Below are 26,718 nucleotides of genomic sequence, written 5' to 3' on the forward strand. Positions count from 1 at the left end.
TTTTATTTGTTTCCAAGGTAAAAATTGATTCCAATGGCGAACCGGAGCGCCTGATCTTTTCTTTTTCCGTTCACCATTCCTTCCCAGTCATCTTTAAATCCGATATCATATTGAGAAGAGGCCCGGATTGCAGTATTATTTCCGATCATAAATTCCAGTCCTCCGCCAACCTGGGCTTTGTACTGAGGTTTGTATTTTGAAAACATCGCTCCCGCTCCTCCATAGATATACGGACTGAGCCTGTACTTCGGAAACAGGAGAAACTCAAGATTAAGCTCGGGAACAAGGTAATTTCTTTTAATAATATTTTCATTCTCTAAAGTGAAATAGCTTCCGCTGGCTTCGACATTGAAATTGGGACTTATAAAATATTTTACTCCCACTTTTCCGCCGACATTCATTTTAGCATTTACATAATCATCCTTAATTTTCTGAGCTTCCACGCTGGCAAAAACGGACATTTTCTGTCTGTAATTTTCCGGAAATTTATTGCCTACCGTTCTGCCGACATTCGCATCCTGCTCTTTATTGTAATCATTGATGAGTGCCTGGTATCCGGTTAAGTTTTCTGATGCTTTACCCCATATTTTATCTCTGGTGCCTTCAATAATCAGGGATCTTACCGCTTTCTCTATCGCTTCGGTTACTGCAAGCTGTACAGGTTCGTTTTGGGTAAGTCCGACCTCCGCTTCCAGCAGTCTTTCCGTATCGATATATCTGAAAAAGCTACCGTTCACGCTGGTTGATAGAATGGTTTTTGAGGTATAAACCGTTTTAAGAATTTCGCCGTTAAGAGTAGAAACGGCACGAAGATAAATGGTGATCCTGTCCTGGCGGTATTGTGTGGAAGCCCCTATTCCGAAATACCTTGCTCCAAGACCTCCGGTCATGGTATTGCTGTCATAAGAGATCACACCGCCTTCCAGAAGGATTCCTGCATACAGAAGAGGAGGTAGAGACTGGCTGTTTTTATCGGCATCTTTCATGTATTCCTGTCTGGTAGACCGGATGATCTGCCTTTCGTTTAAAAGATTGGCAATATTTTCTCTTTCAATGGGAATAAACCACCGGCTGTCTTCCAGTGCTTTAATCAGGATGGTTGTAGTTCCCTGGGGCACCGCCGTACTCCAGTTGTTTCCGCTTTCCGATGGTTTATACTGGCCGGTCTGGTCCCTGAATTTGTAGACCCCTATAACGATTTTTTCATTGGGAAGAGGAAGGTTCCTCAGCTCCGCAGTCGAAGGGGTGAGCTCTCCCATGGTGGATCTTTCCGGGTCGGAAGGAAGACCCAGAATCGAACTGCAGGCCTGCATTAAGCACAGCAGGAACGTACAGAAAAAATTCTGGTGTAAGTGTAAGTTCTCATGGTAAGTTTGGTTTTTAGTTATTTTTTATTTTGGAATGACGATCTCGGACTGATCACCTGTACTGGTATCCAAAATATTGATTAAAAGTCCCTGGGCTGTAGTCGTGATCTGCAGGTAAAGTGATCCGAAAAGATAATTTCCGGGCTTCAGACTGCCCTCCCCGAACTGATCCTCAAACAATTTCCTGGAAAGCTCACTCAGTATCTGCCTGTTCAGGCTCTGGCTGAAACTATCCAGAGAATTAACATTATCGAGCAGACTGCTGAAATCATTTTTTTCATCAAACTGATTCTGAGCGTTTGCCGAACTTAAAAGCCACTGGTAATTAAAGGTATCACCTCCAAATGCCGGATTGACAGGCTTATAAACGAGCTGCTGGGATTTTCCGGAGAAAATACCCGCAATAAAGGTTAAAATAATGAGAAAGGTTTTCATGGCGGACGTTTTTAGTAGATAAATTCATTTTTAATGAGATTTTTCTTGGCATTAAATTCTTTGATATATTTCAGACTGGCTGCCAGCTGTTCGTTCAGGTAATCTTCGTTTGGATTGGTCATAAAGCTGTAAATCACTTTATCATCGATCTGAATATTGATCTGGCCGCTGGTACCGCGAAGCGGAAGTTCAGAAATGGTAACAGCACTGTTGCTTTTGTCGGGAATCTGGCTGTACTGGATATAAAAAAGATCATAAAAATCTTTTCCGACCTTAGTTTTGGTCTCATCAATAGTAAGCCCTTTCAGTTCAAAGACTGCGTCTTCTTCTACTTTGGCCGTTTTTTTCTGAACAGGTCAGTATTAATTTCAAGGCTGTCTTTTGCAACAAGCTTCTGGGTTTCTTCATCTTTGATATAGAGAAAAGCTTTCAGCGCATCTTTCTGTTCAAGATTAACGCTGATTTCGGATAAAACCTTTACTTCATTGGGATTGATGGAAAATTTCCCGCTCTGCTGGTTATTGGAAAGATTTCCTGCATTTCCTTTTTTAATGGAAACCAACAGGTAATTCAGCTCTTTATACACTGTTGTATTATTGGTAACAACCGCTTTAAGCCTGATCTGGTTTTCAAGAATATTCTTCTCAATCTTTGCATTTACTTTTTTATCTTCCTGCCCATTCATTGTACCGGACAGGAAGATAAATAAAGTGCACAGATTTAAGGAATATAAAAGTTTCATCACTTGTGTTTTAATAATTTCTCATGAAAATGGTTTTGTTATCCCCTTTTACATTGATCTGCATTCCGTCTGAGACGCTGTTGCTGCCGGTAATATCAATGATATTGTTATTTCCCTGGGCAGTAATGGCTGTTTTGGTTTCCTGATCTGTAAAAGAATTGATAAATAAAAGTGTATTGAAGTCTCCCGATTGCTGTACGGCAATATTGGTTTTAGGATTAAGAAAAAGTTCTGCATGGTTGTCATCTCCTATCTGGAGAACGCTGGAGCCGTAAAGTCCCTGCTGCTCCGTCTGTTGTTTTGCCATAAGATCAAGAACCGTATTGCTGTTGACCTTGTCCCAATCCAGCTGTTGTGCATTCACGCACAGCACTGCGAAAAGTGTAAAGGCACCCCATCCCGGTTTAAACATGGTATTAATTTTTAATAAAGGTACATGAATAGAGGATTGAGAAAAACACACCCAGCAGGTACAGATATAAAATCATGGTTTCTGGGTATGTTCATCATGAAAAGCTTAAAAAAGGAGAAAGCCTTGAGCCTCTCCTTTATTTTGAATTACGGTACTTTATTAATTGGATTGGGTTACAACCATTGAGTTTCCGTTACCCATCTGGGTTCCTACATGGATGTGGGAATCTCCGCTTTGGGCTACCCAGGTAAAGTTATTGTTACCCATCTGAACATCGATGGCTGTATTGGAATCCCCTAACTGTAGTTGATATAATTGGTTACTGTTTCCAACTTGTACTCCCATGGATGTATTATCATCCCCGATTTGAACTGCAGCCGCGATATTATTGTTACCTACCTGATCGTTTGTTGCGCTGTTATCATTTCCGTCCTGATATTGTACTAAAAGGTTGGTACTACCTACCTGAAGACCGCTTGCATCATTTCTTCTTCCAAGCTGAACCTGGTAAGCATCATTTCCGATACCCACCTGAATTGCTGAAGCATCATTTCTTCTGCCATCCTGATATTGTACCACAGAGTTCCCTAAACCTAATTGTGTAGAAGAGGCTTCATTTCTTCTTCCGATCTGAGTCTGTTCTGTAGAATTGAATGCACCAAGCTGCCAGGTTACCGCAGAGTTTCTGTTTCCTGTTTGGCTTACATCGTTGGTATTGGCAAGACCTGTTTGGTCTACGTCAATAGAGTTTCTGTTCCCGGTACTTTGAGCGGTGTTCACGTTCAGAGCCCCTATCTGGTCAATATCCGCCGTATTACGGTTTCCGTCCTGTGTAAGGCTGTTAATATTCAAAAGCCCTGTCTGACTAACAGTAGCAACGTTCAAGTTTCCGATCTGGGCAGTAACATCAATATTTGATTGTGCGAAGCTGAAACTCATGGCCATTAGTGTAAATACACCAGTAATAAAGTTTTTCATTTTGACAAAAATTAATTGGTTAATAGTATGACAAAGGTATAGGCTAAACCAAAATGAAAAACCACTGCTAAAGTGTAAATTTTCAAAATCACTGTTTACCGTTTTGAAAGTAACCGTTTACTGTTTTCTCCGGATCACTTGTTTCAGTTACGTAAAAATACGGTATATTATAAATTGATTTTCATACAGATACAACAAATAACTCTAATTTTTGAATTGAAAATTTTTCTCCGGTTTTTTGATGTTCTTATTTTTAAATTTTTCAATCATTCGATTTTTTAATGACCTTTCAATGGTTAATTAATGTTAATGCCTGTTCTTTTCTTCAGTATATATTGCTAAATTTGAAGTATGGAAAGTTTTGGAAAAGATTTATTGAGGAAAATTACAAATGTAGAGCTACCGGGGATCAATGCCCATGGAGTATTTTCACCTCCTTCCCGACCGGTATTTACCTATGATGAAGTGCTGGCAAAAAATCCGAAATTTGCAGCCGTTAATATTGTTCTTTATTTAAAAGATAATGAATGGTATTTCCCTCTGATTCAAAGAACCATCAATGAGCACGACAGACATAGCGGGCAGATCTCTTTACCCGGCGGAAAGCGTGAAGAAATGGATAGAGATTTTGCAGAAACCGCCGTACGCGAAACCTCGGAAGAAATCGGTATAGATAAGCATTACATCAGGGTAATCAGAGAAATGTCTCCTATCTATATCCCGCCAAGTAATTTTTATGTATATCCCTATATTTCGTATACCAAAAAGAATCCGCTTTTCGTTCTTCAGCAGAGTGAAGCGGTAGAAACTATAGAATTTCCTATCACCTCTTTTCTCAGCCTTCCGGATAAACCTGAAATCATGGCTCTTCCCGGTGCAGCCGGACATGAAGTTCCGGTGATTAATTTCAACGGATATATTATCTGGGGCGCTACGGCAATGATATTGAGCGAGTTTAGCCAGTTGTTGAAAAAAATGTAACTTTGCATTACCGTGTTTAATTGAAAAATGGCGAAGAAAAATATTTTCACCGATGCATTCGGAACACCTTATTTTTTAAAAAGGTTTATTATTTTTATTTTAGGGGTTGTATCTTACAGAAGATTCAACGGCTTTAATAAATTGAAGATAACCGGTACGGAACACCTTGTGGATCTTCCCGATTCCAATGTGCTTTTCGTGTCCAACCATCAAACCTATTTTGCAGACGTAGCAGCAATGTACCATGCGTTCTGTGCGGTAAACAATGGTTATCTGAACACAATTAAAAACCCTATTTACCTGCTCAACCCTAAAATTGATTTTTATTATGTGGCAGCAGAAGAAACCATGAATAAGGGAATTCTTCCGAAGATTTTCAAGATCGCCGGTGCTGTAACGGTAAAAAGAACATGGAGAGCAGAAGGTAAAACGGTCAACAGAATGGTAGACCTTACTGAAGTTGACAATATTATGAAAGCTTTGGACAACGGCTGGGTAGCAACCTTCCCTCAGGGTACTACATCTGCTTTTGCACAAGGAAGAAGAGGTACAGCCAAGCTGGTTAAAAATCAGCGCCCGATTGTGATTCCGATCAAGATCAACGGTTTCAGAAGGGCATTTGACAAAAAAGGTCTCCGTGTAAAGGTTACGGGCGTAAAACCTACCATGGAGTTCAAGGCACCCCTTGATATAGATTACGACAACGAAAAAGCGCCTGAAATTTTATTGAAAATTATGACTGCCATAGAGCAGACAGAAGATTTCAATGTACTACACAATTATGATGAAGAACTTAAAGCTAAAAAATTAGAACAAAAGGATTCAAATAATTAAAGTAAGTAGAAAATTATGAACAAAATATTAGGGATCTTAATCGCGGTCATAGTATTAGTTTCGTGTAACAGCCAGAAAGTATATTCAGATTTTGATATAAGCTATTCCAGAAGCGGAGGCTATGCCCCTGTGTATGAGAATTTACTCATCAAAGGTAATACTGCCCATTACTCTTTTGACCAGGGGGAAAAAAGTATAAGCAGGATTTTAAAGTTTCTGATGAAGATTTAAAGAAACTAGATCAAACCCTTTCTCAGAATAATTTCAGGAGAATACAGGAAGATCACAAAAAGCTGTATGATCAAGTGACCACTTCCATCAATGTAAAAAAAGGTCCGAATGAAGGCAGCAAGTCTGATGCCAGCACAATCATGCCTAATTTTACAACGAACTGGAACAACATTCTGAATGCTTTTCAGGAGATCATTAATAACAATGTAAAAAAAGTAAATAAAGTTGAAAACCCATTTCATTGCTATCGGCGGAAGCGCCATGCATAATCTTGCTATTGCATTAAAGGATAAAGGATATCAGGTAACCGGTTCGGATGATGCTATTTTTGAACCGTCACGATCCAGACTGGAAAAGAAAGGTATTCTGCCTCAGGAAATGGGCTGGTTCCCGGAAAAAATAACGGCGGACATAGATGCCGTGATCCTTGGTATGCATGCCCACCAGGACAATCCTGAGCTGGCAAAGGCAAAAGAACTGGGTTTAAAAATTTATTCATATCCTGAATTCCTTTACGAGCAGTCCAAAAACAAGACAAGAGTTGTAATTGCCGGATCGCACGGTAAAACAACCATTACTTCCATGATTCTTCACGTGCTGAACTTTCATCAGAAAGATGTAGATTTTATGGTGGGTGCTCAGCTTGAAGGTTTTGACTGTATGGTAAAACTAACGCAGGAAAACGACTTTATGGTTCTGGAAGGGGATGAATACCTTTCCTCTCCTATTGACCTGCGTTCCAAATTTCTTCTTTATCAGCCTAATATTGCTTTAATGAGCGGTATTGCATGGGATCATATCAACGTATTCAAAACGTTTGACGATTATATAGATCAGTTCAGGAAATTCGTTGCAAGCATTACCCCGGGTGGTGTTCTGGTATACAATGAAGAGGATGCGGAAGTGGTAAAAGTAGTTGAAGCCGCTGAAAATTATTTCAGAAAAATCCCTTACAAAACTCCTGAATATGAGATCAGCAACGGAAAAGTATATCTGAAAACTGAAATGGGCGATGTTCCGCTTTCTGTTTTCGGGTCACACAATCTGCTGAATATGGAAGGGGCAAGACATATCTGCCAGCAGCTGGGTATTATGGATGAAGATTTCTACGAAGCCATTATGAGCTTCAAAGGAGCTTCAAAACGTCTTGAAAAAGTAGAAAGAGAAGATCAAGGTGTTCTATACAAAGATTTTGCCCATGCTCCGAGTAAAGTAAAAGCTACGGTAAAAGCTTTCTGTGAGCAGTTTAAAAAGGAAAAGAAATATGGTTTCCTTGAACTTCACACCTATTCAAGCTTAAACCCTGTGTTCCTGGAACAGTATGACCATGCAATGGATGGCCTGGATGAAGCTGTTGTTTTCTATTCTGAGGATGCTTTAAAAATCAAAAGAATGGAACCTATTTCTCCGGAATTCATTAAAGAAAAGTTTAAAAATGATACTTTAAGAGTATTCACAAATGCTGAAGACCTGCATGCCTACTGGGAAACTTTGGATAAAACAAACGGTGTTTTCCTGATGATGAGCTCCGGTAATTTCGGAGGTCTGGATCTTACAAAATAAATAATACATTCCCTATATCTTAAAAACGTTCTTTCATCAAAGGACGTTTTTTATTTTATATTTCCAATGAATTCATTCTGCTTTTAACAGGTGGATTATTCTGCTTCCAGGATAAGCTTTTTCAAAATATCCTCCGTTGAAAGTCTGCTGTAATCATGAACAGACTGCCCTGCCCAGATGCTTACAAAATCTGCATTGCTTACCATTTTTGAAACCCTTCTCAGCTCATTGGTTAGCTTATTCTGATAAGGATATGGCATGATATAGCCTGACTCTTCGATGCTTTCTATGAATTTATTTTTTATTCCTCTTGCATACCGCCCCGAAAAGCTTTTGGTGAGAACAATATCTTTTTCCGTTATATTTTGAAGTCTCTCTTTTTCAAATGGCTGCAAAGTGCTTTCCTGCGATGCCAATAACATACTTCCTACCTGAAAGCCCTGTGCACCCAGTTCTTTTGCCGCTCTTAAAGTTTTTCCGTTATAAATTCCGCCTGCATAGATCAAGGGAACCGTTACATGATCATAAACTTTTGAAAATAAGGACATTCCCCCGATTTCAGGAATATTATCTGCTTCAAATGTTCCTCTGTGTCCTCCGGCTTCAATTCCCTGTACACAAATAATATCAATTCCGGATTTTTCCAGGACTAATGCTTCTTGCAGTGAGGTACAGGTTCCGATAAGCGTCACTCTGTTTTCTTTCAGTCTTTCAATACTCCTCTCATCCAGATTCCCGAAAGTAAAGCTTAATATTTTGCACCCTTCTTCGATAACAGCCTCTACCTGATCGTGGTAACTGTTCAGCCTGATCTCTTCAAGATCCGGGAGTTTCACCTCTATATGATTTTCCTTCGCCAGATCAATGATCAATTGTTTTGCCTTAATAAATTTTTCTCTCAGAGAATCGGTAAGCTCAGGAATATCGTGAACAAAAATATTAACCGCAAAAGACTGATCTGTAAGTTTTTTGGTTTCTCTGATCAGTTCAGCCGATTTGTCCGCAGGAAGATCAGCCAGGGCCAATGACCCAAGACATCCGGCTTTTCCAGCTGCTGCTGCCATTTGGGGAGTACTTACTCCAAACATCGGGGCCTGGATAACAGCGTATTTTACTTTTAAAAGTTTATTGATGGAGTCTGGCCAAAACATAAGAATAATTTTAACCTGAATTTACAAAATCTAACAACAGCTTCAGGTTGATAAGATATGATATTGCTCACAGTATTTAGCAGTCATGCTTTTTTCTAACTAAAAATCCCGCAGATCAAACTGATTCAGCAGATGATTATATTAAAAAATCTGTGTTATCTGTTTGATCTGCGGGAAATATAGGTGAAATTTTCTATTAAATATCTGCTATGGATTTCAGCATCTTTTGCTCCCATTCAGGATCTTTAGGATCAAAGAACAGCCTTTTCCCTGTATCTAAAGAACGGACAATATTCATCTCATCTTCAGTCAGTTCAAAATCGAAAACGTTAAAGTTTTCTTCAATTCTGGAAGGGGTAACCGATTTCGGGATTACAACAAATCCTTCCTGAAGGTGCCATCTCAGAATCACCTGTGCTACTGTTTTATTGTATTTTTCTGCAATCGATTTCAGCTGGGAATTGTTCAAAAGATCTGCATTTCCGTTTCCAAGCGGGCTCCATGGCTGTGTTACAATATTATTTTCCCTGTCGTATACCTGAAGTTCTTTCTGCTGGAAAACCGGGTGAAGCTCAATCTGGTTGATCACAGGAAGAACCGTTGAATTGGCTTTCAGCTCTTCTAATTTCTCAACCGTAAAGTTGCATACTCCAATAGCTTTAATTTTTCCTTCATGGTAAAGCTCTTCCAGTGCTTTCCAGGCACCCAGAAAATCTCCAAAAGGCCAGTGAAGAAGATACATATCCAGATAATCCATTTGCAATCTGTCCAAAGTTCTCTGGAACGCACTTTTTGCTTTTTCGTAGCCGTGATCCTGAACCCAGATTTTTGAGGTAATAAACAGCTCGTCTCTGCTTACACCACTATCTTTTACAGCCTCCCCCACTGCGGTTTCGTTTAAATAAATAGCTGCCGTATCAATCATTCTATATCCTGTATGAATGGCTTTTACCACTGCTTTTTTACATTCATCCAGGTTTTCCATCTGCCATACTCCAAAGCCTAAAGCCGGAATATCCACTCCGTTATTTAATGTTACTACAGGCTGCCCTGCATATGTTTTCTTTTGCATTATTCTTTAATTTAAATTTTTAATATGAATCTAAGCTTAACAAATTTGCGATAAAAATTGGAAATTCTGCCTACCAATTTTACAGTTTTTTCATCTATTTTCAACCATTTGTTTTTTACCCCGAAAGCCTCTATGGCTTCAGATATTAAGAGAAAATCCCCTATTTTCCTTATTTTTGTGAGAAACCAAAACTATGTTATATCAAATCAGGCTGGCAAAAGCCGAAGATTATCCCAAAATCATGGAAATCTGGGAATCTGCCGTTACAGCAACCCATGATTTTCTTTCTGAAGAAGATTTTAATTATTTTAAACAAGCCATTCCGGAAAATTATCTCCCGCAACTTGATGTTTATCTGATTTCTGAAGATGATGAGGCAAAAGGTTTCGCTTCTGTAGTCGGGGATACCCTGGAAATGCTGTTTATTCATAATGATGCCAGAGGAAAAGGTTATGGTAAAAAGCTGTATGAATGGATGAAAGAAACCACAGGTCTCACTAAGGTAGATGTGAATGAACAAAACCCTCAGGCCATCGGTTTTTATGAAAAGATGGGGTTTAAAAGAGTCGGGAGATCGGAAAAAGATGGCTCAGGGAAAAATTATCCGCTGATCCATATGAGTTTATAAATGGAAAATTTTGTTTTTAATAAGATCACTTCAGGAGCGGATATTCCGTATGAATTGCTGCTGCTTGCTGACGAAACTCTGGAAGCCATCAACAAATACATCTTTGATTCCTCTATTTATGTTCTACATAACGGCTTTCAGGATATTGCTGTAATGGCGCTATACCCGAACAACACTAAAGAACTGGAAATTAAGAATATCGCGGTCATTGAAAGCTACCGAAGCAAGGGAATCGGCAGTATTCTGATGGATAAGGCAAAAGAAATAGCCAGGAAGAGCGGATATACAACCTTAACTGTAGGAACTTCGGACACAGGATTCCAGCAGATCAAATTCTATGAAAAGAACGGTTTTATAAAAAAGGGAATACGTAAAGATTTTTTTACAGACCATTACCCATTCCCTATTTATGAAAACGGATTACAGATGCGCGACATGGTTGTTCTTGCCCATAACCTTTCTGAATAAACCTTTAATATGATCGATCTCAGACTGATAACTTGTTTTCTTTCTGCATCCGAAATAAAGAGTATTTTCCAGCTTTTTTCTCCCTCCCAGATCAGCTTGATTTCTCCGCTCTCTATTTCATTTTTGCATAGAAAATGAGGAACTACGGCCAGACCGGTTCCGCCTTTCAGACAGCGGATGATGGAATTTAAATTGGGGACTATATAATTGGGACGGAAATTCGGTTTATGACCGAAATTCATGATCCAGAACTGGAAAAGATGTTCCATATCACCCGTCGTACCATACCATTTTTCCTGTTTCAGCCATTCTTCGGCATGCTCTATTCCTTTGGTTTCCAGTGTTTCCCGGAAACTTTCCGTATCTATATCTTTTCCGCCTACAAGAATGATCTGCTCGGAAGAGAAAGCTTCATGTTCAATATTGGGAGAAACCCCTTTTTAGGGGTAATGATCAGGTCCAGAATGCCTTTATCCAGCTGGTCCAGCATTTCCGGATATTCCCCGAAGCTGATAATCAGGTTGAAAGGCAAAGTAGAGACATACTGCTCCAGAGTGGTCTGAAAAGTCTCGAAACACATTCCAACACTGATGGTAGGAGTTAGTTTTTCCGTGGATTTCTGAAAATTTTTCTCAACATCTTCCAGTCTTGCAATGGGTTCAGAAACAGCATTAAATAACACTTTTCCCCGTTCCGTAGGTATCATTTTCCTTCCGGTCCTGTCGAATAATTTATATCCTACATATGCCTCCAGTGAACTTAAATGGAGGCTCACTCCAGGTTGTGAAATGAACAGGGAATCTGCAGCTCCTGTGAGGGTTCCGGTTTTATATATCGCTTTAAAAGTGCGGTACCATTCTAAATTGACCATAACTTTAATTATAAATATTCTGATACAAAATTACAAAATAATTATAATACTGATTGAATTATACAGATAGTAAATGTCAATGGTGAATTTTGCTTCACAAGTGAATGGTGAATTTATATTGACGGTTTCATAATTCACTATTCAAAATTGACAATATACTTTCCATAAAAATTCTGATAGTTTACTATAATTTATATTATTTTTATTATACAATGTCCGAATGTAACTTTGCATCATAAAATTTAAACAATCATAAAATGAAAAAAGTATTGATCATTAACGCAGGACAAAATTTCGGACATTCCGGAGGAAAATATAATAACACGATTGCAGAAAATACACTTGCAGTACTTAAGAAATTTGAAAATATAGAAGTAAAAACCACGCATATTGCAGACGGATTCGATAAGGATGAAGAAGTAAAGAAATTTGTATGGGCAGATTTTATTATCTACCACACTCCGATCTGGTGGTTCCAGCTTCCTAATGGATTCAAAAAATATATCGATGAAGTTTTCACAGCCGGTCATGCCAAAGGAATTTACATGAGTGACGGAAGAAAAGCTGAAAACCCGGAAATCAATTATGGAACCGGAGGAATGCTGGGCGGAAGAAAATATATGGTAACCACAAGCTGGAATGCTCCTGAAACAGCCTTTACACTTCCCGGAGAATTCTTCAATGAGACCAGTGTAGATAATGGACCATTATTTGGATTCCATAGAATGAATGCTTTTGTTTCTTTGGAAAAAATGGAAAGCTTTCACTTCCATGATGTAGAGAAAAACGCCAATATAGAGCGTGATATGAAACTTTACAGAGACCACGTTAAACAGGTTTTTGAAAAAGAACTTAAACCCCAACTAGCCTGATGAAAAATATACTGATCACTGGAATCACCGGTTATATCGGGGGCTCCGTAGCTAAGAAGCTGACAGAGCGTAACTACAAGGTTACAGGACTTGTCCGTAATGCAGAGGCAGCAGAAAAATTGAAGGAGGAAGGAATTGAATCCATTATAGGTAATATCCATGATGAAGCTGTTTTGAATGCAGCCATTTCTAATGCTGATGCCATTATCCATACCGCGGATTCTGCTGATGATGCCTATGCAGCTGACAGTTTTATCAATGCGCTGGAAGGAACCGGTAAAACGTTTATTTTTACTTCAGGTTCAGCTATTTTCGGAGGAAAAGAGAACGGAGAAAAAATGATTTTGTGTACACAGAAGATATTCCGCTGGATCCAAGGCTTGAAATGGCATCAAGGGTGCTGATTAACCAGTACATTCTTCAGTCTGCCAAAAAAATATAAGAAGCATCGTCATTGTACCTACGATGGTTTATGGTGAAGGTCTGGGCTTAAAAAAGACAGCATTCAGCTTCCGGCCCTGATCAATTTCTCTAAAGAAAAAGGATTTGGAGCTTACTTTGGAAAAGGTGAAAATATCTGGTCGAACCTTCACATCGAAGATCTTGCAGATCTGTATGTACTTGCGCTGGAAAAGGCAAAACCAGGTTCTCTTTATTATGCCGAAAACGGTTCTTCCACCATCAGGAATCTGGCAGAAAATATAAGCAGGCAATACAATCTACAACCGGCACAGTCTGTCAGCATACAGGAAGCTGTCAATACATTTGGCCCTGCGGGAGGGTATTTCGGATTTGCTTCAAACAGTTTATGTAATGCGGATAAAGCCAAAACAGAACTCGGCTGGAATCCACAATATCAATCCATCGAAAATTTTATTTAATATGAAAATTTATCTTACAGCAGTTATAAAAGCCAAAGAAGAATATCAGGCGGAAGTACTGGAAACCCTTCAGAATATGGTGCAGGAAACAAGAAAAGAAGAAGCCTGTGAGCTTTACAGTCTTCACCAGGGAATTGAGGATAAAAACCAGTTTATTTTCTATGAGATCTGGAAAAGTGAAGAAGGGCTGGCCCACCATAACCAGCAGCCTTATATTCAGGCTTTCGGGGCTATCATTAACGAAAAACTACAGGAAAAACCACAAATTTATACCACCCATATTCTTTAACATGAAAAAATTAGCATTTTTATTCTTAGCCTTACTGACTGTAGGGTTTATACAGGCACAACACCAAAAATCTAAACTTATGAAAAAGAAAATTTTATTTGTCGTAACAAGTCATGACAAAAAAGGAAGCACCGGCGAAGATACCGGATATTATCTTGGCGAAGTTTCCCATCCGTGGGAAGTGCTTCACAAAGCAGGATATGAAATTGATTTTGTAAGTCCGAAAGGCGGAACTCCTCCGGTAGACGGATTCGATTTAAAAGATCCCGTAAATAAAGAATTCTGGGAAAATACGGAATATAAAAACAAGATCGACCATTCTTTACAGCCTTCTCAGGTAAATCCGGACAATTATGCCGCAATTTTCTACGCAGGAGGCCACGGCGCCATGTGGGATTTCGCAGATAATACGGAACTGGCAGGTATTGCTTCAAAAATTTATGAGAAAGGCGGCATTGTATCGGCAGTATGCCACGGCCCGGCCGGTCTTGTGAATATTAAACTGAGCAATGGGAAATATCTTGTAGACGGCAAGAAAATCAATGCTTTTACCAACGAAGAAGAAGCTGAAGTGAAGCTTACCAATGTAGTTCCTTTCCTTCTGGAAGAAAAACTGAAAGAAAGAGGAGCAAAATTTGAAAAATCAGGACTTTGGCAGAATCATGTGGTAACAGATCAGAGAGTGATTACAGGACAGAATCCACAGTCTGCAAAAAGCGTAGGCGAAGCTATTTTAAAAGAACTTAATAAATAATCATTAACCACAAAAGAATAAAGCTTTTGTCTTTTGTGGTTAAATTTTAAATATAATTTATTCAAAACAAAAATGGAATACAGAAAATTAGGAAATACAGAACTGGAACTGTCTGCTATTACTCACGGAGCATTTGCCATCGGGGGAAATATGTGGGGCGGAAATGAAAAACAGGATTCCATCAATTCAATTCATGCCTCTCTGGACCATGGCGTAACTTCTATTGACACGGCACCTTTCTATGGTTTCGGGCTCAGCGAAGAAATGATCGGAGAAGCTATTAAAGGAAAAGACCGTACAAAAATCCAGCTGCTGACCAAATTCGGACTGGTATGGGACGGAAGCAATAACGGAAAAGGAGAATTTTTCTTTGATGCTGAGGATGAAGGAAAAACCCTTCCGGTTTATAAATATGCTTCAAAAGCCAATATCATCAAAGAAGTAGAGGAAAGCTTAAAAAGACTGGGAACAGATTACATCGATCTTTTACAGCTTCACTGGCCGGACAGTACCACCCTGATCTGCGAAACAATGGAAGCTATGGAACTTCTTATCCAGCAGGGAAAAATTCTTGCAGCAGGAGTGAGCAATTACACTGTTTCACAAATGCAGGAGGCTAACAGAACCCTTCATCTGGCGAGCAACCAGGTTTCTTACAGCATGCTGAACAGAGCTATTGAAAATGATCTGGTTCCTTACTCTTTAGAAAATAATTCGGGAATTATTGTTTACAGCCCGATGGAAAGAGGACTTTTGACCGGAAAATATTTTAAAGAAGATAAATTAAAGGATAACGACCACAGAAACGGCTATTTTTCACAGTTTGATTTAAACAAAGTGAAAACATTCCTTGAAAAAATCGAACCTGTTGCCAAGAAAAAAATGCTTCCCTTTCGCAGCTTGTACTACGCTGGACCACTATGCAGCCGGCAATTACCGTTGTACTGGCAGGGGCCAGAAACGCTCAGCAGGCTATCGAAAACGCCCAGGCTATGTCTATTGAACTTTCTCAGGACGAACTGAATTTCATCAATACAGCATTGAGCGAGATATAATATAAAAGCTGGAAGAGGGAGGCATGAAGATGGAAGGCTTACTAGTGTATTAGTAATTAAGAGGCTTCTATTGTATTTTTCTGAATATACTGAATATAAAAGAGATTCCTCCTTCGTCGGAATGACAATCTTGAAGTTATACACGAATCCAATCGATACAATTCCATCTGTTATCCGACTTCTATTACCCCCAACTTCCCTCTTCCGGCTTCCTTTCTCTTAAATCATAAATCTTTAAAAAACGAAAAAGAACCTGATTAAAATATTCGGGTTAGTAACCCTATTGACTATAAGCAGCATCACATTAAAGGCTCAGACACTTGTTAATCCGGAAGACCAATCATGGTATCCTTCTGCTTACGGTGCACAAGATGAGATCGGCGCAGCTAATCTGTTAACTCCTGAAGTCATAAAACAAGCTTTAGGACTGGTAAAAAAAGGTAAAACGCTGGCACTTGCTGTCCCTATTGATAAAAATCTTCCGGCTTTCAGACACAGAAGTTTCAACTTATACAATATCCAGCCCGGAGAACAGGGAGGAAAAAGTATAGGTCCCAATAAATTTACCTTCAATGATGAGCTTGTGAACGGATGGACCGGAGTGGGAACCCAGCTCAACGGCATCGGCCACATCGGAATTGATAATATATACTACAATGGAAACAAAGCGACCGACTTTGTAACTGTGGAAGGAGTAAAAAAACTGGGAGTTGAAAAAGTGCCGCCTTTCGTTACCCGTGGTGTCGTTCTCGATATGACATCTCATTATGGAAAATCAATTGTACCCGGAGGAACAGAGTTTACTGTTGAAGATATCAAATCCGTTTTAAAGAAACAGAAATTAACTTTGAGAAAAGGCGACATCGTCCTGTTCAATACCGGATGGCTGGAGCTGATCGGAAAAGAAAACCGGAAATTCCTGGAAACCGAGCCCGGAATTGGTATGGAAGCCGCGCAATGGCTTGCTGACCAAGGAATTGTTGCCTTCGGGGGAGACACCTGGGCATCAGAAGTTTATCCCAATCCAAAGTCTAAGGAAGAATTCCCTATTAACCAGTTTATGCTGGCCAAAAAAGGTATTTACAATCTGGAGCTGATTGACAGCCGTCCATTGGTGAAAGATAAGATCTGGGAATTTCTGTTTGTTCTGGGACAGCCATTATATGTAGGATCTACACAGGTGAATATCAATCCTGTAGCCATCTATTAGAATCTGATTCATCAAAATAAAATAGCCTTCAGTTTTGAAGGCTATTTTTATAATATTTTAAATATTAATTATTTAATAACTATTTTCTTGGAAACAGTATTCCCTTCAGCATTTATTTTTACGAGGTACACTCCTGACTGTATCCCGCTGCCATTCACTTTATTGATGCCTTTTTCCAGTTTCTCAGCCGGCTTGATCAGCTTGCCTGAAAGATCATAGATTTCATAATCTGCGGCACCTTTTATATTGGATTCAATAGTAAATTGACCGTTAGTAGCCGGGTTCGGATAAATTTTAATATTTTGAAGTTCGGATTTAATGGTTTCATCAACGGCGAGCAATTTGGCACAATTACCAATTCCTACCGCACACCATGCATTTTCTACCTGCTGCAGCTCGTTGGAATTTGCCCCGTAAAGATCAATAGCAGCCTGCTTGGATTGATCATAAGCGTTAATATAACCGCTGTTCGCCGTAAGGTAAGTAGTCAAAGTCCTGAATGCAATTTTTTCCGCTTTCTGGATGGTAAGTCCAGTCACATTGAATGCAGTTCCGTTATCATTAGTCCCTGAACCTCCCTGGGAAAGCAGATAAAACCAATAGTTTCCTACTCCACTGTTTTTGTGCACGCCTCCGTGATCATTGGTCTGGTTATACGGAGGGGCTGTACTTGCCCAGTTAGTCCCCTGATAAGTATCAGGCTGCTGCCCGCCAATCTGGTTGGAGCCTGCATTAGGATTGGCCATATTTCTGAAATAATTAGCTCCTAAACCAGGATTAGGAATTCCCTCTGCAATAGTCCAGTTTGGATTTACATTGGAATAGAATTCTATAGCTGTACCGAACATATCCGCAAAAGATTCATTCAGCGCTCCGGACTCGGCCTGATAAGCAAGGTTAGCTGTTCTGCTGACCATTAAGTGTGAATATTCGTGTCCTGCCACATCTATTCCCACAATAGGACCAAAATATCCTGCCTGTCCCTGGTATAACCCACTGCCATACACCATGGCTACAATTCCCTGCTGGTCAATTGCCGCTGCATTAGTCCCGTCAATTGGGGTTTGGCCTGCACCGGTGGTTGCATTCCTGTTAAAATTAATATTATAATAGTTTCTTATGATAGATCCGCTGCCGTCATAAGAGTTCCTGTTATGTCTGTTTACATAATAATCATGCGCTTTTTCCATTGCCCAATGTACTTCTACAGCGGGTTTGGTAGCTGCAGCCGTGTAGTTGGCCGTACTGTTGGAATATTCATTAATTGTACCTGTTAAACCTGAAGCAGCGCTTCCGTTACCGTCCCAACCGGTTCCGTCGAGGGTATGTACGTTTCTTGCATTATCCTTCAGACGGAAAGCTCCGTTGTAAGAATCTACAGTAATCTGCTGGTTTCCTTTATAATAGGTCGCACTTGTTGACGAAGTATCCAGAAAAGGAATTACCACAGATGTAAGTGCTGCTGAAAGCTTAACGGTTGAAATATTATTAATAACAGGAGCTACATTATGATGATGAATTTTTTCCAGCTTCTTTACGATCTGCTTTGTTTCGTTATCTATATAGTACATGTACCCCTGCAAAGTTTTCAGAGACAGGGCATCTATCTGGGAAACCGAATGCAGTTCTACGCCTTTACCGGCATATACTTTTGTTATTACCTGCTCAAAATCTGCAAAAGTTGTATCCTGTGTTCTCAGGTCGGCATTGACAATACTTTCAACTTCTGCTTTGGTAAGAGACTGCTGAACAGTCAGGTTGATATTCGCAGTTAATTCTCCGTTCACATAGGTTACTTTTCCATCCCTTTCATGTACAAGGATTAATTCATCTGCAACTCTTACATTTTTAAAGTAATGCTGAAAAACAGAATGTTTGATACCCAATTCATCCGTTTTGGCACTAACCAGTTCAAAAGTATGGTTGGCATCTGTTCCCAGCCACTTTTTCAAATTCGTCATTAGAAAATCCGTCGGAATATTCTGTCCGTTAAAACTTGCATAAAAGTTTCCCATTGCAGAAGAAGTGGAAATTTTAGGCAGATTCTTTACTGAAACCTCGGTCTCTCTGTCCTGTGCGTGTACTAAGACAAGAGGAGCAGATCCCAAAGATAATGTGATGGCTAAAGTTTTGATAATTGTAGTTGTTCTTTTCATATTATTTTTATTGATTTAGCAGTTAGTAGTAAAATGTCAAAAATGTTACAAATAGCATCATAATTCATGATAAAAAAATCAAAATCACATTATTTTTAATAAAAAACAGGAATAAAATTTTTAAACATAACAATCCCCAGCAGCGATCGCAACAACAAAATAGCCTTTCAAAAACTGAAAGGCTATTCTGATAATATTTTTTTACAAAAAACTATTTTGGAATGTCCATATGCGTACTTACAGCAATTCTGTTCCATGCATTGATGGTCACGATGGCCATAATGATCTGTGCAATGGCTGCCTCATCAAAATACTGTTTTGCCTTCTGGAATGTTTCTTCTGTAAGACCTTTATCGCTGATCAGGGTAATTTCCTCTGTCATCGCCAGGAGAACCTGCTCTTCTTCCGTGAAAAAATCTTTAGCTTCTCTCCAGCCGTTCAGAATGAAAATTCTTTGCGTTGTTTCACCGTATTTAAGGGCATCTTTTGTATGCATATCAAGGCAGAAAGCACATTTGTTGATCTGTGAAGCCCTGATCTTAATTAGCTCCTTTTGGATCGGGTTGAGTGAAATGGTCTGAAGGTATCCTTCCAGTCCAAGCATCGCTTTGTAAGCCGCTGAATCTACGCTGGCAATATTTAATCTTGCGCTCATACTATTATTATTTATGGGTTAAATGATCTATACTAAAAAAATACTTCGGCTGAACCGCCAGTAAAAATGCTCCGGCACTTCCTACCCAGACAGAGTAATCAAGCGGAGCCTTAACTCCCAATGCGATGGTCATAGACAATGCAAATACCAGCAGCAAAAGACCCGCTCCATAAGCTGCAATCCTGGTTTTCCAACCCACAAGAAGCATTAAAGGAAAAAGGATTTCAAAGAAAGTAGCCGCATAAGCCGAAACAGTACTTAAAGACTCCGGAAGGAAAAAGGTGAGCTTCCTGGTATATGCCTCAAAATTTTCCCAGTTTCCCCAGGCTGAACCGGCACCCCAGAAACCGAATCTGTCCGCAACTGCTGAAAGCATCGTTACGGCAATGGCAAGCCTTAAAAACAACTGCGGGAAGTTGATACTTCTGTCTGTCATGATACTGGTTTTTAATCACATGACAAATCTCCGACTTATAATCGGTAAAAATCTTAAACTGGTTTAAGAACGTAATTTTGCTCTGATTTCACTCAGGTATTCCGGAGTAAGGTTTAAAAAAGAAGCTATTAAATACTGTGGAATTCTCTGGATAAACCACGGGTACAGCGTACTGAAATGTACATATAATTCTTCTCTGGACATTTCATACAAATAACGGATTCGTCTTTCCGAAGCTGCGTAAGCCCTTTGATAGACCATTCTGAAATACCGTTCCATAACGGGATGTTTTTCCAGCAGAAGCTCCTGCTGCTGATTGTCTATCACAAGAATCGTAGAACGCTCCACCGCCTGGATACCAAAATCCGATTTGATCTGTCTTTCGAAGGCGAAAGTATCCGTGATCCACCAGTTTTCTATGGCAAATTCAGTGGTTTGTTCCGCTCCTTTTTCGTTGATGAAAAATTTTCTGAGACAGCCTATAGAAACAAAATACATCGATTTGCAGATCTCTCCATGAAGCATCAGGTTCTGCTTTTTCTTCACTTCCACTTCTGTAAAAAAAGAAAATATGGAAGCAAATTCCTCATCTGTAATCTTGATAAATTTATTTAAATGTGCCTTGAAACTGTCCATCTTTGCAATTAAGTAACCAAACTTAACTTTATTTTTTAGTTTTACAATGTCAAAAACATTAAAATCATGGAAGTCGTTGCTAAAATTCTGATCGCTGTCGTTGCCCTGGAACATATTTATATCCTGTGGATGGAGATGTTCGCCTGGGAAACCAAAGGGAAAGAAGTATTCAAAGCTGCATTACCGGCAGAAATGTTTAAGCCTACGAAAGGATTGGCGGCCAACCAGGGGCTTTATAATGGTTTCTTAGCTGCCGGACTCATCTGGTCTTTTTTAATTAAAGATCCACAATGGCAGACGAATGTAGCGCTTTTCTTTTTAGGATGTGTAGCCGTGGCCGGAATTTATGGAGCGATTTCTGCTACCAAAAAAATATTTTTCGTTCAGGCTTTGCCTGCCATCCTTGCGATTATTGCTGTTTTATTGAAGTAGCCTTATAAAGCTAAATTATAAAAGAACTTCCTAAAATAACCTGAACATCCATATTCTCTTAACTTTAATGATAAGAGAAAAATTTCCGTAAAACCACCACTTTAAAATCTTATTGAAAATCAACACTTTACATCTGTAAAAGTCCATTTAATATAAAATACGTAAATTTGCACCATCATAAAATTGATATCCAGTTTTTTGATGCTGGCAAGCATTTTGATCAAATGTAGCCATTCAAGTTGTTCAGTACACATATCTGTAATTACCTCATCAGTAATTTAATTATAGAATCTATATAAAAGACGAGCTTCTTTTATATAATACACTCTTTTTCTAGAGTATAATCTATTGAAATATTTAAAATAAACATAAGACCACAACAGGCCTTTATGCTGTTATTTTTTGTTTAAAGCTTTTATCATTAAAGGCTTAGCAAATTATTTTATCCTATTGCCAACAGCATGACAACTAATGCTAAACATATATAATGAATTGGTGTACAATTCTTTATATCAAATTATTAATTGAAAAATTCTGAATATGGAAAAAAATGAAGACATTAGAAAAGTAAAACTTAAAGTGGAAGACCTGACGATCATCTTTGGTAAAAACAAAGAAAAAGCACAGGAACTTCTTGACAAAGGTTTTTCCAAAAAGGAAATTCTTGAAAAAACAGGCTGTACCATAGGAATCAACAAAGCCAGTTTTGAAATTTATGAAGGAGAATTTTTTGTCATCATGGGACTGTCGGGAAGTGGAAAATCTACCCTGCTGCGCTGTCTAAACAGGTTGAATGAGCCTACTTCCGGAAAAGTATACATCAATGACGATGATATTACCGGCAAAAACAACAAAGAGCTGTTGGAAGTAAGAAGAACGGAAATGAGTATGGTATTCCAGAAATTCGGATTGCTGCCCCATCATACGGTTTTAGACAATGCGGGTTTCGGGTTGGAAATAAGAGGAGAAGATAAAGCTTCCCGGGATAAAAAAGCACAGAAAGCGCTGGACATCGTTGGATTAACCGGTTTTGAAAATCAATACCCTTCGCAGCTTTCAGGAGGAATGCAGCAGAGAGTAGGATTAGCAAGAGCTTTGGCAAACGATCCTGAAGTTTTGCTTATGGATGAAGCTTTCTCCGCACTGGATCCACTGATAAAATCTGAAATGCAGGACCAGATGCTTGAACTGCAGAATACATTGCAAAAAACCATTGTCTTCATCACCCACGACCTGGATGAAGCGATTAAAATCGGAGACCGTATCGTCATTATGAAAGATGGAGTCATAGAACAGATAGGAACGGCCGAAGAAATTTTAACCAATCCTGCAAGTGATTATGTAAAAGCGTTCGTAGAGAAAGTAGACCGTAAAACGATCATCACCGCAAAATCTTTAATGTTCGACAAAGCGACAGTGGTACGTTTCAGAAAAGACGGACCTGAAGGAGCTTTAAGAAAAATGAGGACTACCGGTCTGGAAAACCTGCCTGTTGTAGATTTTCAGAATAAATTTTTAGGATTTGTAACGCTTAACGATGTTGTCCGCATTGCCAAAAAGAAAGAACCAACAGTAGAATCTATTATCAACAGTAATGTTCCTTCGGTTTATCCTGAAGTAACTGTAGAAGAAATGTTACCATTAATTTCCGGAAGCAAATCGGCCATCGCTGTAATTAATGAAGATAATAAATTTTTAGGTCTTGTTACCCAATTATCACTTATTATAGAAGCTACCAAGTTTAATGAAGAAGAGATTATAGAATTAAAAGAAATTGCAAACAACCAATAAGATGAATAAAACTATAGATATAGGCCAATATGTAGAAACTGCAATCAATTGGCTCACAGAAAACGGAAAGCCTGTATTTGATGTCATAAAACATCTGGGAAACTCCTCCATTATGGGGATTGAATGGGTTTTAACAAACACTCCTTTTTATGTAATCATTCTCTTTTTTACCCTCCTGGCATTATGGAAAGCCGGAAAAGGCATTGCCGTGGTAACCGCAGCGGGATTAAGTCTGATATTTTTAATGGGACTCTGGAAAGAAACCATGGAAACGCTGGCGCTTATTTTTGTTTCCACCATTACAGCCCTTATTCTTTCTATTCCCCTGGGAATTTTAGCTGCCAAAAGCAAAATAGCAGACAAGATCATTCGCCCTTTACTCGATCTGATGCAGACCATGCCCGCATTTGTCTATCTGATTCCTGCTGTGCTGTTTTTCAGTATCGGTAAAGTACCGGGAGCTTTTGCAACGATTATTTTCGCTATGCCGCCTGCTGTTCGGTTAACGACATTGGGAATTGAAGCCGTTCCGAAAGATATTGTAGAAGCGGCAAGGGCATTTGGAGCCACCAATCGTCAGATTCTCTTCAAAGTAGAACTTCCTTTAGCGATGAAAACGATTTTAACGGGTATCAATCAAACCATATTGTTATCCTTATCCATGGTTGTTATTGCAGGAATGATTGCAGCTGGCGGTTTGGGAGAGAAAGTATTGGAAGGAATTAATAATCTGGATATCGGATTAGGATTTGAAAGTGGTTTATCCGTCGTGATTTTAGCCATTATCCTGGACCGTATTACGCAGGGATTTGTAAAGAAAAAACAATAAAATGAAGCGATTAAAATATCTTTTTTTCCCGTTTTAATGCTCGTATTTACGGTATTAAACTCGTGTGAAAACATAAAAAACTCAAAATATATCACCATCGGAATGGTCGATGGCTGGGCCGAGGATGTTGCGATGACCCACGTGGTTAAAGCTATTCTGGACAAACAGGGCTATCATGTTATTATTCAAAAAGCATCTACGGATATGATCATGGCTTCAATGAATAATGAAGATACAGATCTTTTCCTGGGAGTCTGGCTTCCTTACACCCATGCTAAAAAACTGGCTAAATTTCCGGGGCTGACTCATCTTGGAACCAATTATGACAATGGACGTATAGGATTGGTTGTACCGGAGTACGTTACTATTAATTCCATTGAAGAACTCAATCAGCACAAGGATCAATTCAACCACAGAATTATAGGAATTGAAAAAGGGGCCGGATTAACCACTGGTACAGACAAAGCCATTATAGATTATCAGCTGGATTATCAGCAGATCAACTCCTCTACCATTGCCATGATCACCGAATTGCAGAATGCTATACAGCGTAAAGAATGGATTGTGGTAACCGGATGGCAGCCTCACTGGATGTTTGGTAAAATGAAGCTTAAGTTTCTTGATGATCCCAAAAAGATATTTGGTGAAGCGGAACAGATTAAAACCTATTCCAGAAAAAGCTTTGCGAAAGATCATCCCGAGTTGGCAAAATTCTTTTCCAGACTCCATTTTGATGATGAAAACATGTCTGATCTCTTAATGAAAATGGAACAAAGTAAAAATAAAGAGGCTACTGCCCAACAATGGGTGGACGATCACTCTGAACTGGTACAGTCGTGGTTAAATAAAAATTAATAAACAAAATATTTGATCAAACTTAACATCCTCAACTCTACCCCGGGTTTGAGGATTTTTTTATCTATATATCAGAAACTCATTGATTCCTTAATTTTCTCCCTGTGAATAATCCCCCAGTTCACGAGCGTTTCAGTAACCGGTAAAACTGATTTTCCATATTCTGTAACGGCATACAATACGGTAATGGGTTTTGTATCCTGAATGGTTCTGGTAATAAGAAGATTCATTTCCAGCTCTTTCAGTTCTTTGCTGAGCATTTTGGCAGAAATTCCGTCAATTCCACGCTGCAGTTTTTTAAAATGAATCTGCTGGTCTGTCCTGTTCGTCAGGTAACGCAAAATCATCAGCTTCCATTTTCCTCCCAAAACATCGAGGCTGTCGCGCATTGCAAAAAGCTCTTCTGTACAGCTTGCTTCCCTTTCTATACCGTTTTCAATAATTTTTGCCATAATAGTTTCATTAAGGTAACTAGTTACCAATAGTTAACTGGTAGCAAATATAAACTATTCTCACTTTACATTTGTGTATCAAATTTACTGATATGAAAGTTATTGCATTAAATAAAAATTTCCAGCTTGAAAATGCTGTGTTTGAAAAACCTGTTCCAAAAGATCACGAAGTTTTAATTCAGATTAAGGCGAGCGGTTTCAACCCGATTGATTATCAAATGATTGAAAATGAGCTTGAACGAAAGCTGGTCAGCTCGCCTGTTTTAGGCCGTGAGCTTTCCGGAATAGTTGTAGAAAAAGGAGCCAACGCCCATCAGTTCAACATCGGAGATGAAGTCTTCTGTGGAAGCGGTTCGATGGGAAGCAACGGGACTTATGCCGAATATATTGCCGTCCCGGAAGCTATCGTTGCATTGAAGCCCAAAGGAATTTCTTTTGAGCAGGCTGCAGCTATTCCTTCGGCGGGACTTACCGCGCTACAGACCTTCAAGCGTTTGAAATTAAATCCCGATGATACTATTTTAGTTACCGGAGCTACAGGCGGAGTCGGCTCTTTTGTGATTAAATATTTAACGGCAAATCGTTTCCGCAATGTTGTGGCAACTGTCGGAAGTGAGGAAAACAGGCAGATTCTATTAAAAATTGGTTTACAAAATCATCAGATTATTAATTATAAAGAAGAAAATCTTGTTGACGATCTTTTAAAAGCCAATAACAATAAGCCTTTCGATTTTGGGATAGACCTCGTCGGAAATTATATGTCTGAGGTCACTGCAGAGGTCTTGAAAATTAACGGAACCTATGCCGATGTTACCGCCCTTGTTACAAAAGATGCTCATGAAACCCTTTTCAATAAAGGAACCGTAATTGTGAATATTTCCAATTATTCCTACACCATGAGCAAGGATTATCAATATTACAAAGGAAATCTGGAGGAAATCTCCAAGCTTATTGAAAACGGAATTATCAGCCCGCCTCAATACAGAACAGTCGGGGATCTTTCGCTGGAAACAGTATTGAAAGCCCATTCCATTCTTAAAAATAATCAGACCCAAGGTCACAAACTCATCATGAAACATGAATAAAATACCCAGACGCATTGTCACTGGAATCAAAAACGGGAAATCTGTTATTATTGAAGACCGGCAGGCAGAAAATGTAGTGGAACATCTTCCGGGGCTTATCATTTCAGACATCTGGAACACGCAGAAAATGCCGGCAGTACTGGATATTGAAACGAAAATTCCTAACACAGGATTTCCGCAAACCCCGAAAAACGGGACTTATTTCCGTTACGTTGTCATCCCTCCCGATAAAGATCTCGGGGTGGAATTTAAAGCCGGAGCACCTCATCCCATGATGCATCAGACGCAGACTTTAGATTACATCATCATTCTTTCCGGTGAACTTTACCTGATCATGGAAGAAGGTGAAACTTTACTTAAACCTGGAGACATTGTCATTCAGAGAGGAACCAATCATGCCTGGAGCAACCGGTCGGAAGAGCCGTGTATCCAGCTCGCAGTACTTATTGATGCTGGTGAAAATTGAAACATTAAAACATTAAGAAATTAAAAGATTAAAAAATTCAAAGATTCAAAGATTGAAAGATTATTCCGCTATAGAAATATCCGGCAACAAGAAATCTGCTCAATCTGCAAAATCTGCGAGAGAAATATCCA

Annotated in this window: 31 protein-coding genes and 2 pseudogenes; 19 read left to right on the forward strand and 14 right to left on the reverse strand. The window is 39.2% G+C overall.

What is annotated here, in order from left to right:
* Positions 1 to 2: 2 nt before the first annotated feature.
* The 6 genes from N4G44_RS21365 to N4G44_RS21390 form a co-directional block, all read right to left on the reverse strand.
* Positions 3 to 1,313: a CsgG/HfaB family protein gene (locus N4G44_RS21365; protein ID WP_474929823.1), complete on the reverse strand. Its 1,311-nt coding sequence runs from the start codon at positions 1,311 to 1,313 to the stop codon at positions 3 to 5.
* Positions 1,314 to 1,391: 78 nt separating this feature from the next.
* Entirely contained in the window at positions 1,392 to 1,802 is a 411-nt protein-coding gene (locus N4G44_RS21370) for a curli production assembly/transport component CsgF (RefSeq protein WP_474929824.1), read from the reverse strand.
* 11 nt (positions 1,803 to 1,813) lie between these two features.
* The gene (locus N4G44_RS21375) at positions 1,814 to 2,110 is read right to left on the reverse strand and encodes a CsgE family curli-type amyloid fiber assembly protein (RefSeq protein WP_474930116.1); all 297 of its coding nucleotides are present in this window, start codon (positions 2,108 to 2,110) and stop codon (positions 1,814 to 1,816) included.
* A 20-nt stretch (positions 2,111 to 2,130) separates the two neighbouring features.
* The gene (gene csgH, locus N4G44_RS21380; RefSeq protein WP_474929825.1) at positions 2,131 to 2,544 is read right to left on the reverse strand and encodes a curli-like amyloid fiber formation chaperone CsgH; all 414 of its coding nucleotides are present in this window, start codon (positions 2,542 to 2,544) and stop codon (positions 2,131 to 2,133) included.
* Positions 2,545 to 2,554: 10 nt separating this feature from the next.
* A complete protein-coding gene (locus tag N4G44_RS21385; protein WP_474929826.1) occupies positions 2,555 to 2,956 on the reverse strand; it encodes a hypothetical protein in 402 nt (133 codons plus the stop codon).
* Between the two features lie 159 nt (positions 2,957 to 3,115).
* Positions 3,116 to 3,934 (reverse strand): hypothetical protein, encoded by an 819-nt coding sequence (locus N4G44_RS21390; RefSeq protein ID WP_474929827.1) that lies wholly within the window; start codon positions 3,932 to 3,934, stop codon positions 3,116 to 3,118.
* A gap of 351 nt (positions 3,935 to 4,285) precedes the next feature.
* Between N4G44_RS21390 and N4G44_RS21395 the strand changes: the two genes are divergently transcribed.
* The 5 genes from N4G44_RS21395 (at position 4,286) to N4G44_RS21415 (ending at position 7,543) form a co-directional block, all read left to right on the forward strand.
* Positions 4,286 to 4,915 carry an NUDIX hydrolase gene (locus tag N4G44_RS21395; protein ID WP_474929828.1) on the forward strand — a complete coding sequence of 210 codons (630 nt, stop codon included), beginning with the start codon at positions 4,286 to 4,288 and terminating at the stop codon, positions 4,913 to 4,915.
* A gap of 27 nt (positions 4,916 to 4,942) precedes the next feature.
* Positions 4,943 to 5,749, forward strand: coding sequence for a lysophospholipid acyltransferase family protein (locus tag N4G44_RS21400; RefSeq protein WP_073065054.1), 807 nt, complete (start codon positions 4,943 to 4,945; stop codon positions 5,747 to 5,749).
* Positions 5,750 to 5,764: 15 nt separating this feature from the next.
* Positions 5,765 to 5,980 carry a hypothetical protein gene (locus N4G44_RS21405; protein ID WP_474929829.1) on the forward strand — a complete coding sequence of 72 codons (216 nt, stop codon included), beginning with the start codon at positions 5,765 to 5,767 and terminating at the stop codon, positions 5,978 to 5,980.
* Positions 5,981 to 6,054: 74 nt separating this feature from the next.
* Complete coding sequence (locus N4G44_RS21410) at positions 6,055 to 6,249, forward strand: hypothetical protein (RefSeq protein WP_474929830.1); 195 nt, start codon at positions 6,055 to 6,057, stop codon at positions 6,247 to 6,249.
* Entirely contained in the window at positions 6,206 to 7,543 is a 1,338-nt protein-coding gene (locus tag N4G44_RS21415) for a UDP-N-acetylmuramate--L-alanine ligase (protein ID WP_474929831.1), read from the forward strand. The genes N4G44_RS21410 and N4G44_RS21415 overlap by 44 nt, the downstream gene beginning before the upstream one ends.
* A 95-nt stretch (positions 7,544 to 7,638) precedes the next feature.
* Here the strand turns inward: N4G44_RS21415 and N4G44_RS21420 are convergent, their stop codons facing one another.
* Together N4G44_RS21420 and N4G44_RS21425 are read right to left on the reverse strand one after the other, a co-directional pair.
* A complete protein-coding gene (locus tag N4G44_RS21420) occupies positions 7,639 to 8,694 on the reverse strand; it encodes an NAD(P)H-dependent flavin oxidoreductase (protein WP_474929832.1) in 1,056 nt (351 codons plus the stop codon).
* Positions 8,695 to 8,890: 196 nt separating this feature from the next.
* Complete coding sequence (locus N4G44_RS21425; protein ID WP_474929833.1) at positions 8,891 to 9,766, reverse strand: aldo/keto reductase; 876 nt, start codon at positions 9,764 to 9,766, stop codon at positions 8,891 to 8,893.
* Positions 9,767 to 9,959: 193 nt separating this feature from the next.
* On the opposite strand from N4G44_RS21425, the gene N4G44_RS21430 reads away from it, so the two are divergent.
* Positions 9,960 to 10,394: an acetyltransferase gene (locus tag N4G44_RS21430; protein WP_474929834.1), complete on the forward strand. Its 435-nt coding sequence runs from the start codon at positions 9,960 to 9,962 to the stop codon at positions 10,392 to 10,394.
* Positions 10,395 to 10,862 carry a GNAT family N-acetyltransferase gene (locus tag N4G44_RS21435; protein WP_474929835.1) on the forward strand — a complete coding sequence of 156 codons (468 nt, stop codon included), beginning with the start codon at positions 10,395 to 10,397 and terminating at the stop codon, positions 10,860 to 10,862.
* Here N4G44_RS21435 and N4G44_RS21440 read toward each other — a convergent pair.
* Positions 10,815 to 11,733 (reverse strand): annotated as a pseudogene (locus N4G44_RS21440) (LysR family transcriptional regulator). The gene N4G44_RS21435 and the pseudogene N4G44_RS21440 overlap by 48 nt on opposite strands.
* Positions 11,734 to 11,990: 257 nt before the next feature.
* On the opposite strand from N4G44_RS21440, the gene N4G44_RS21445 reads away from it, so the two are divergent.
* The 6 genes and pseudogenes from N4G44_RS21445 to N4G44_RS21470 all read left to right on the forward strand — a co-directional run bounded on the left by N4G44_RS21445 (position 11,991) and on the right by N4G44_RS21470 (position 16,794).
* Entirely contained in the window at positions 11,991 to 12,605 is a 615-nt protein-coding gene (locus tag N4G44_RS21445) for an NAD(P)H-dependent oxidoreductase (protein ID WP_474929836.1), read from the forward strand.
* Positions 12,605 to 13,009: an SDR family oxidoreductase gene (locus tag N4G44_RS21450; RefSeq protein WP_474929837.1), complete on the forward strand. Its 405-nt coding sequence runs from the start codon at positions 12,605 to 12,607 to the stop codon at positions 13,007 to 13,009. Before N4G44_RS21445 ends, N4G44_RS21450 begins: the two co-directional genes overlap by 1 nt.
* 478 nt (positions 13,010 to 13,487) lie before the next feature.
* The gene (locus tag N4G44_RS21455; RefSeq protein ID WP_474929838.1) at positions 13,488 to 13,775 is read left to right on the forward strand and encodes a putative quinol monooxygenase; all 288 of its coding nucleotides are present in this window, start codon (positions 13,488 to 13,490) and stop codon (positions 13,773 to 13,775) included.
* A 79-nt stretch (positions 13,776 to 13,854) separates the two neighbouring features.
* The gene (locus N4G44_RS21460) at positions 13,855 to 14,529 is read left to right on the forward strand and encodes a type 1 glutamine amidotransferase domain-containing protein (protein ID WP_474929839.1); all 675 of its coding nucleotides are present in this window, start codon (positions 13,855 to 13,857) and stop codon (positions 14,527 to 14,529) included.
* 72 nt (positions 14,530 to 14,601) lie between these two features.
* Positions 14,602 to 15,584 (forward strand): annotated as a pseudogene (locus N4G44_RS21465) (aldo/keto reductase).
* Positions 15,585 to 15,867: 283 nt separating this feature from the next.
* Positions 15,868 to 16,794, forward strand: a complete 927-nt coding sequence (locus tag N4G44_RS21470; RefSeq protein ID WP_474929840.1) for a cyclase family protein — start codon at positions 15,868 to 15,870, stop codon at positions 16,792 to 16,794.
* Between the two features lie 68 nt (positions 16,795 to 16,862).
* Here N4G44_RS21470 and N4G44_RS21475 read toward each other — a convergent pair whose 3' ends face one another.
* The 4 genes from N4G44_RS21475 to N4G44_RS21490 all read right to left on the reverse strand — a co-directional run bounded on the left by N4G44_RS21475 (position 16,863) and on the right by N4G44_RS21490 (position 20,677).
* Positions 16,863 to 18,950 (reverse strand): M4 family metallopeptidase, encoded by a 2,088-nt coding sequence (locus N4G44_RS21475; RefSeq protein ID WP_474929841.1) that lies wholly within the window; start codon positions 18,948 to 18,950, stop codon positions 16,863 to 16,865.
* Between the two features lie 211 nt (positions 18,951 to 19,161).
* On the reverse strand, positions 19,162 to 19,605 hold the full coding sequence (locus tag N4G44_RS21480) for a carboxymuconolactone decarboxylase family protein (RefSeq protein WP_474929842.1): 444 nt from the start codon (positions 19,603 to 19,605) through the stop codon (positions 19,162 to 19,164).
* Positions 19,606 to 19,612: 7 nt separating this feature from the next.
* Complete coding sequence (locus N4G44_RS21485; protein WP_474929843.1) at positions 19,613 to 20,041, reverse strand: DoxX family membrane protein; 429 nt, start codon at positions 20,039 to 20,041, stop codon at positions 19,613 to 19,615.
* Positions 20,042 to 20,104: 63 nt separating this feature from the next.
* Positions 20,105 to 20,677 carry a Crp/Fnr family transcriptional regulator gene (locus N4G44_RS21490; RefSeq protein WP_474929844.1) on the reverse strand — a complete coding sequence of 191 codons (573 nt, stop codon included), beginning with the start codon at positions 20,675 to 20,677 and terminating at the stop codon, positions 20,105 to 20,107.
* 66 nt (positions 20,678 to 20,743) lie between these two features.
* On the opposite strand from N4G44_RS21490, the gene N4G44_RS21495 reads away from it, so the two are divergent.
* From N4G44_RS21495 to N4G44_RS21510, 4 genes are all read left to right on the forward strand, one after another.
* Entirely contained in the window at positions 20,744 to 21,109 is a 366-nt protein-coding gene (locus tag N4G44_RS21495; RefSeq protein ID WP_474929845.1) for a DUF1304 domain-containing protein, read from the forward strand.
* 540 nt (positions 21,110 to 21,649) lie between these two features.
* The gene (locus N4G44_RS21500; protein WP_474929846.1) at positions 21,650 to 22,900 is read left to right on the forward strand and encodes a quaternary amine ABC transporter ATP-binding protein; all 1,251 of its coding nucleotides are present in this window, start codon (positions 21,650 to 21,652) and stop codon (positions 22,898 to 22,900) included.
* Between the two features lies 1 nt (position 22,901).
* Entirely contained in the window at positions 22,902 to 23,729 is an 828-nt protein-coding gene (locus tag N4G44_RS21505; RefSeq protein WP_110367868.1) for an ABC transporter permease, read from the forward strand.
* A 102-nt stretch (positions 23,730 to 23,831) separates the two neighbouring features.
* Entirely contained in the window at positions 23,832 to 24,584 is a 753-nt protein-coding gene (locus N4G44_RS21510; RefSeq protein ID WP_474929847.1) for a glycine betaine ABC transporter substrate-binding protein, read from the forward strand.
* 71 nt (positions 24,585 to 24,655) lie between these two features.
* On the opposite strand, the gene N4G44_RS21515 is transcribed toward N4G44_RS21510, so the two are convergent.
* The gene (locus N4G44_RS21515) at positions 24,656 to 25,036 is read right to left on the reverse strand and encodes a winged helix-turn-helix transcriptional regulator (protein WP_474929848.1); all 381 of its coding nucleotides are present in this window, start codon (positions 25,034 to 25,036) and stop codon (positions 24,656 to 24,658) included.
* Positions 25,037 to 25,128: 92 nt separating this feature from the next.
* Between N4G44_RS21515 and N4G44_RS21520 the strand changes: the two genes are divergently transcribed.
* Both N4G44_RS21520 and N4G44_RS21525 read left to right on the forward strand, forming a co-directional pair.
* A complete protein-coding gene (locus tag N4G44_RS21520) occupies positions 25,129 to 26,121 on the forward strand; it encodes a quinone oxidoreductase family protein (protein WP_474929849.1) in 993 nt (330 codons plus the stop codon).
* On the forward strand, positions 26,114 to 26,587 hold the full coding sequence (locus tag N4G44_RS21525) for a cupin domain-containing protein (RefSeq protein WP_474929850.1): 474 nt from the start codon (positions 26,114 to 26,116) through the stop codon (positions 26,585 to 26,587). The genes N4G44_RS21520 and N4G44_RS21525 overlap by 8 nt, the downstream gene beginning before the upstream one ends.
* The last annotated feature ends 131 nt before the right edge of the window (positions 26,588 to 26,718 follow it).

It is taken from the genome of Chryseobacterium sp. GTID13, from assembly GCF_056172655.1.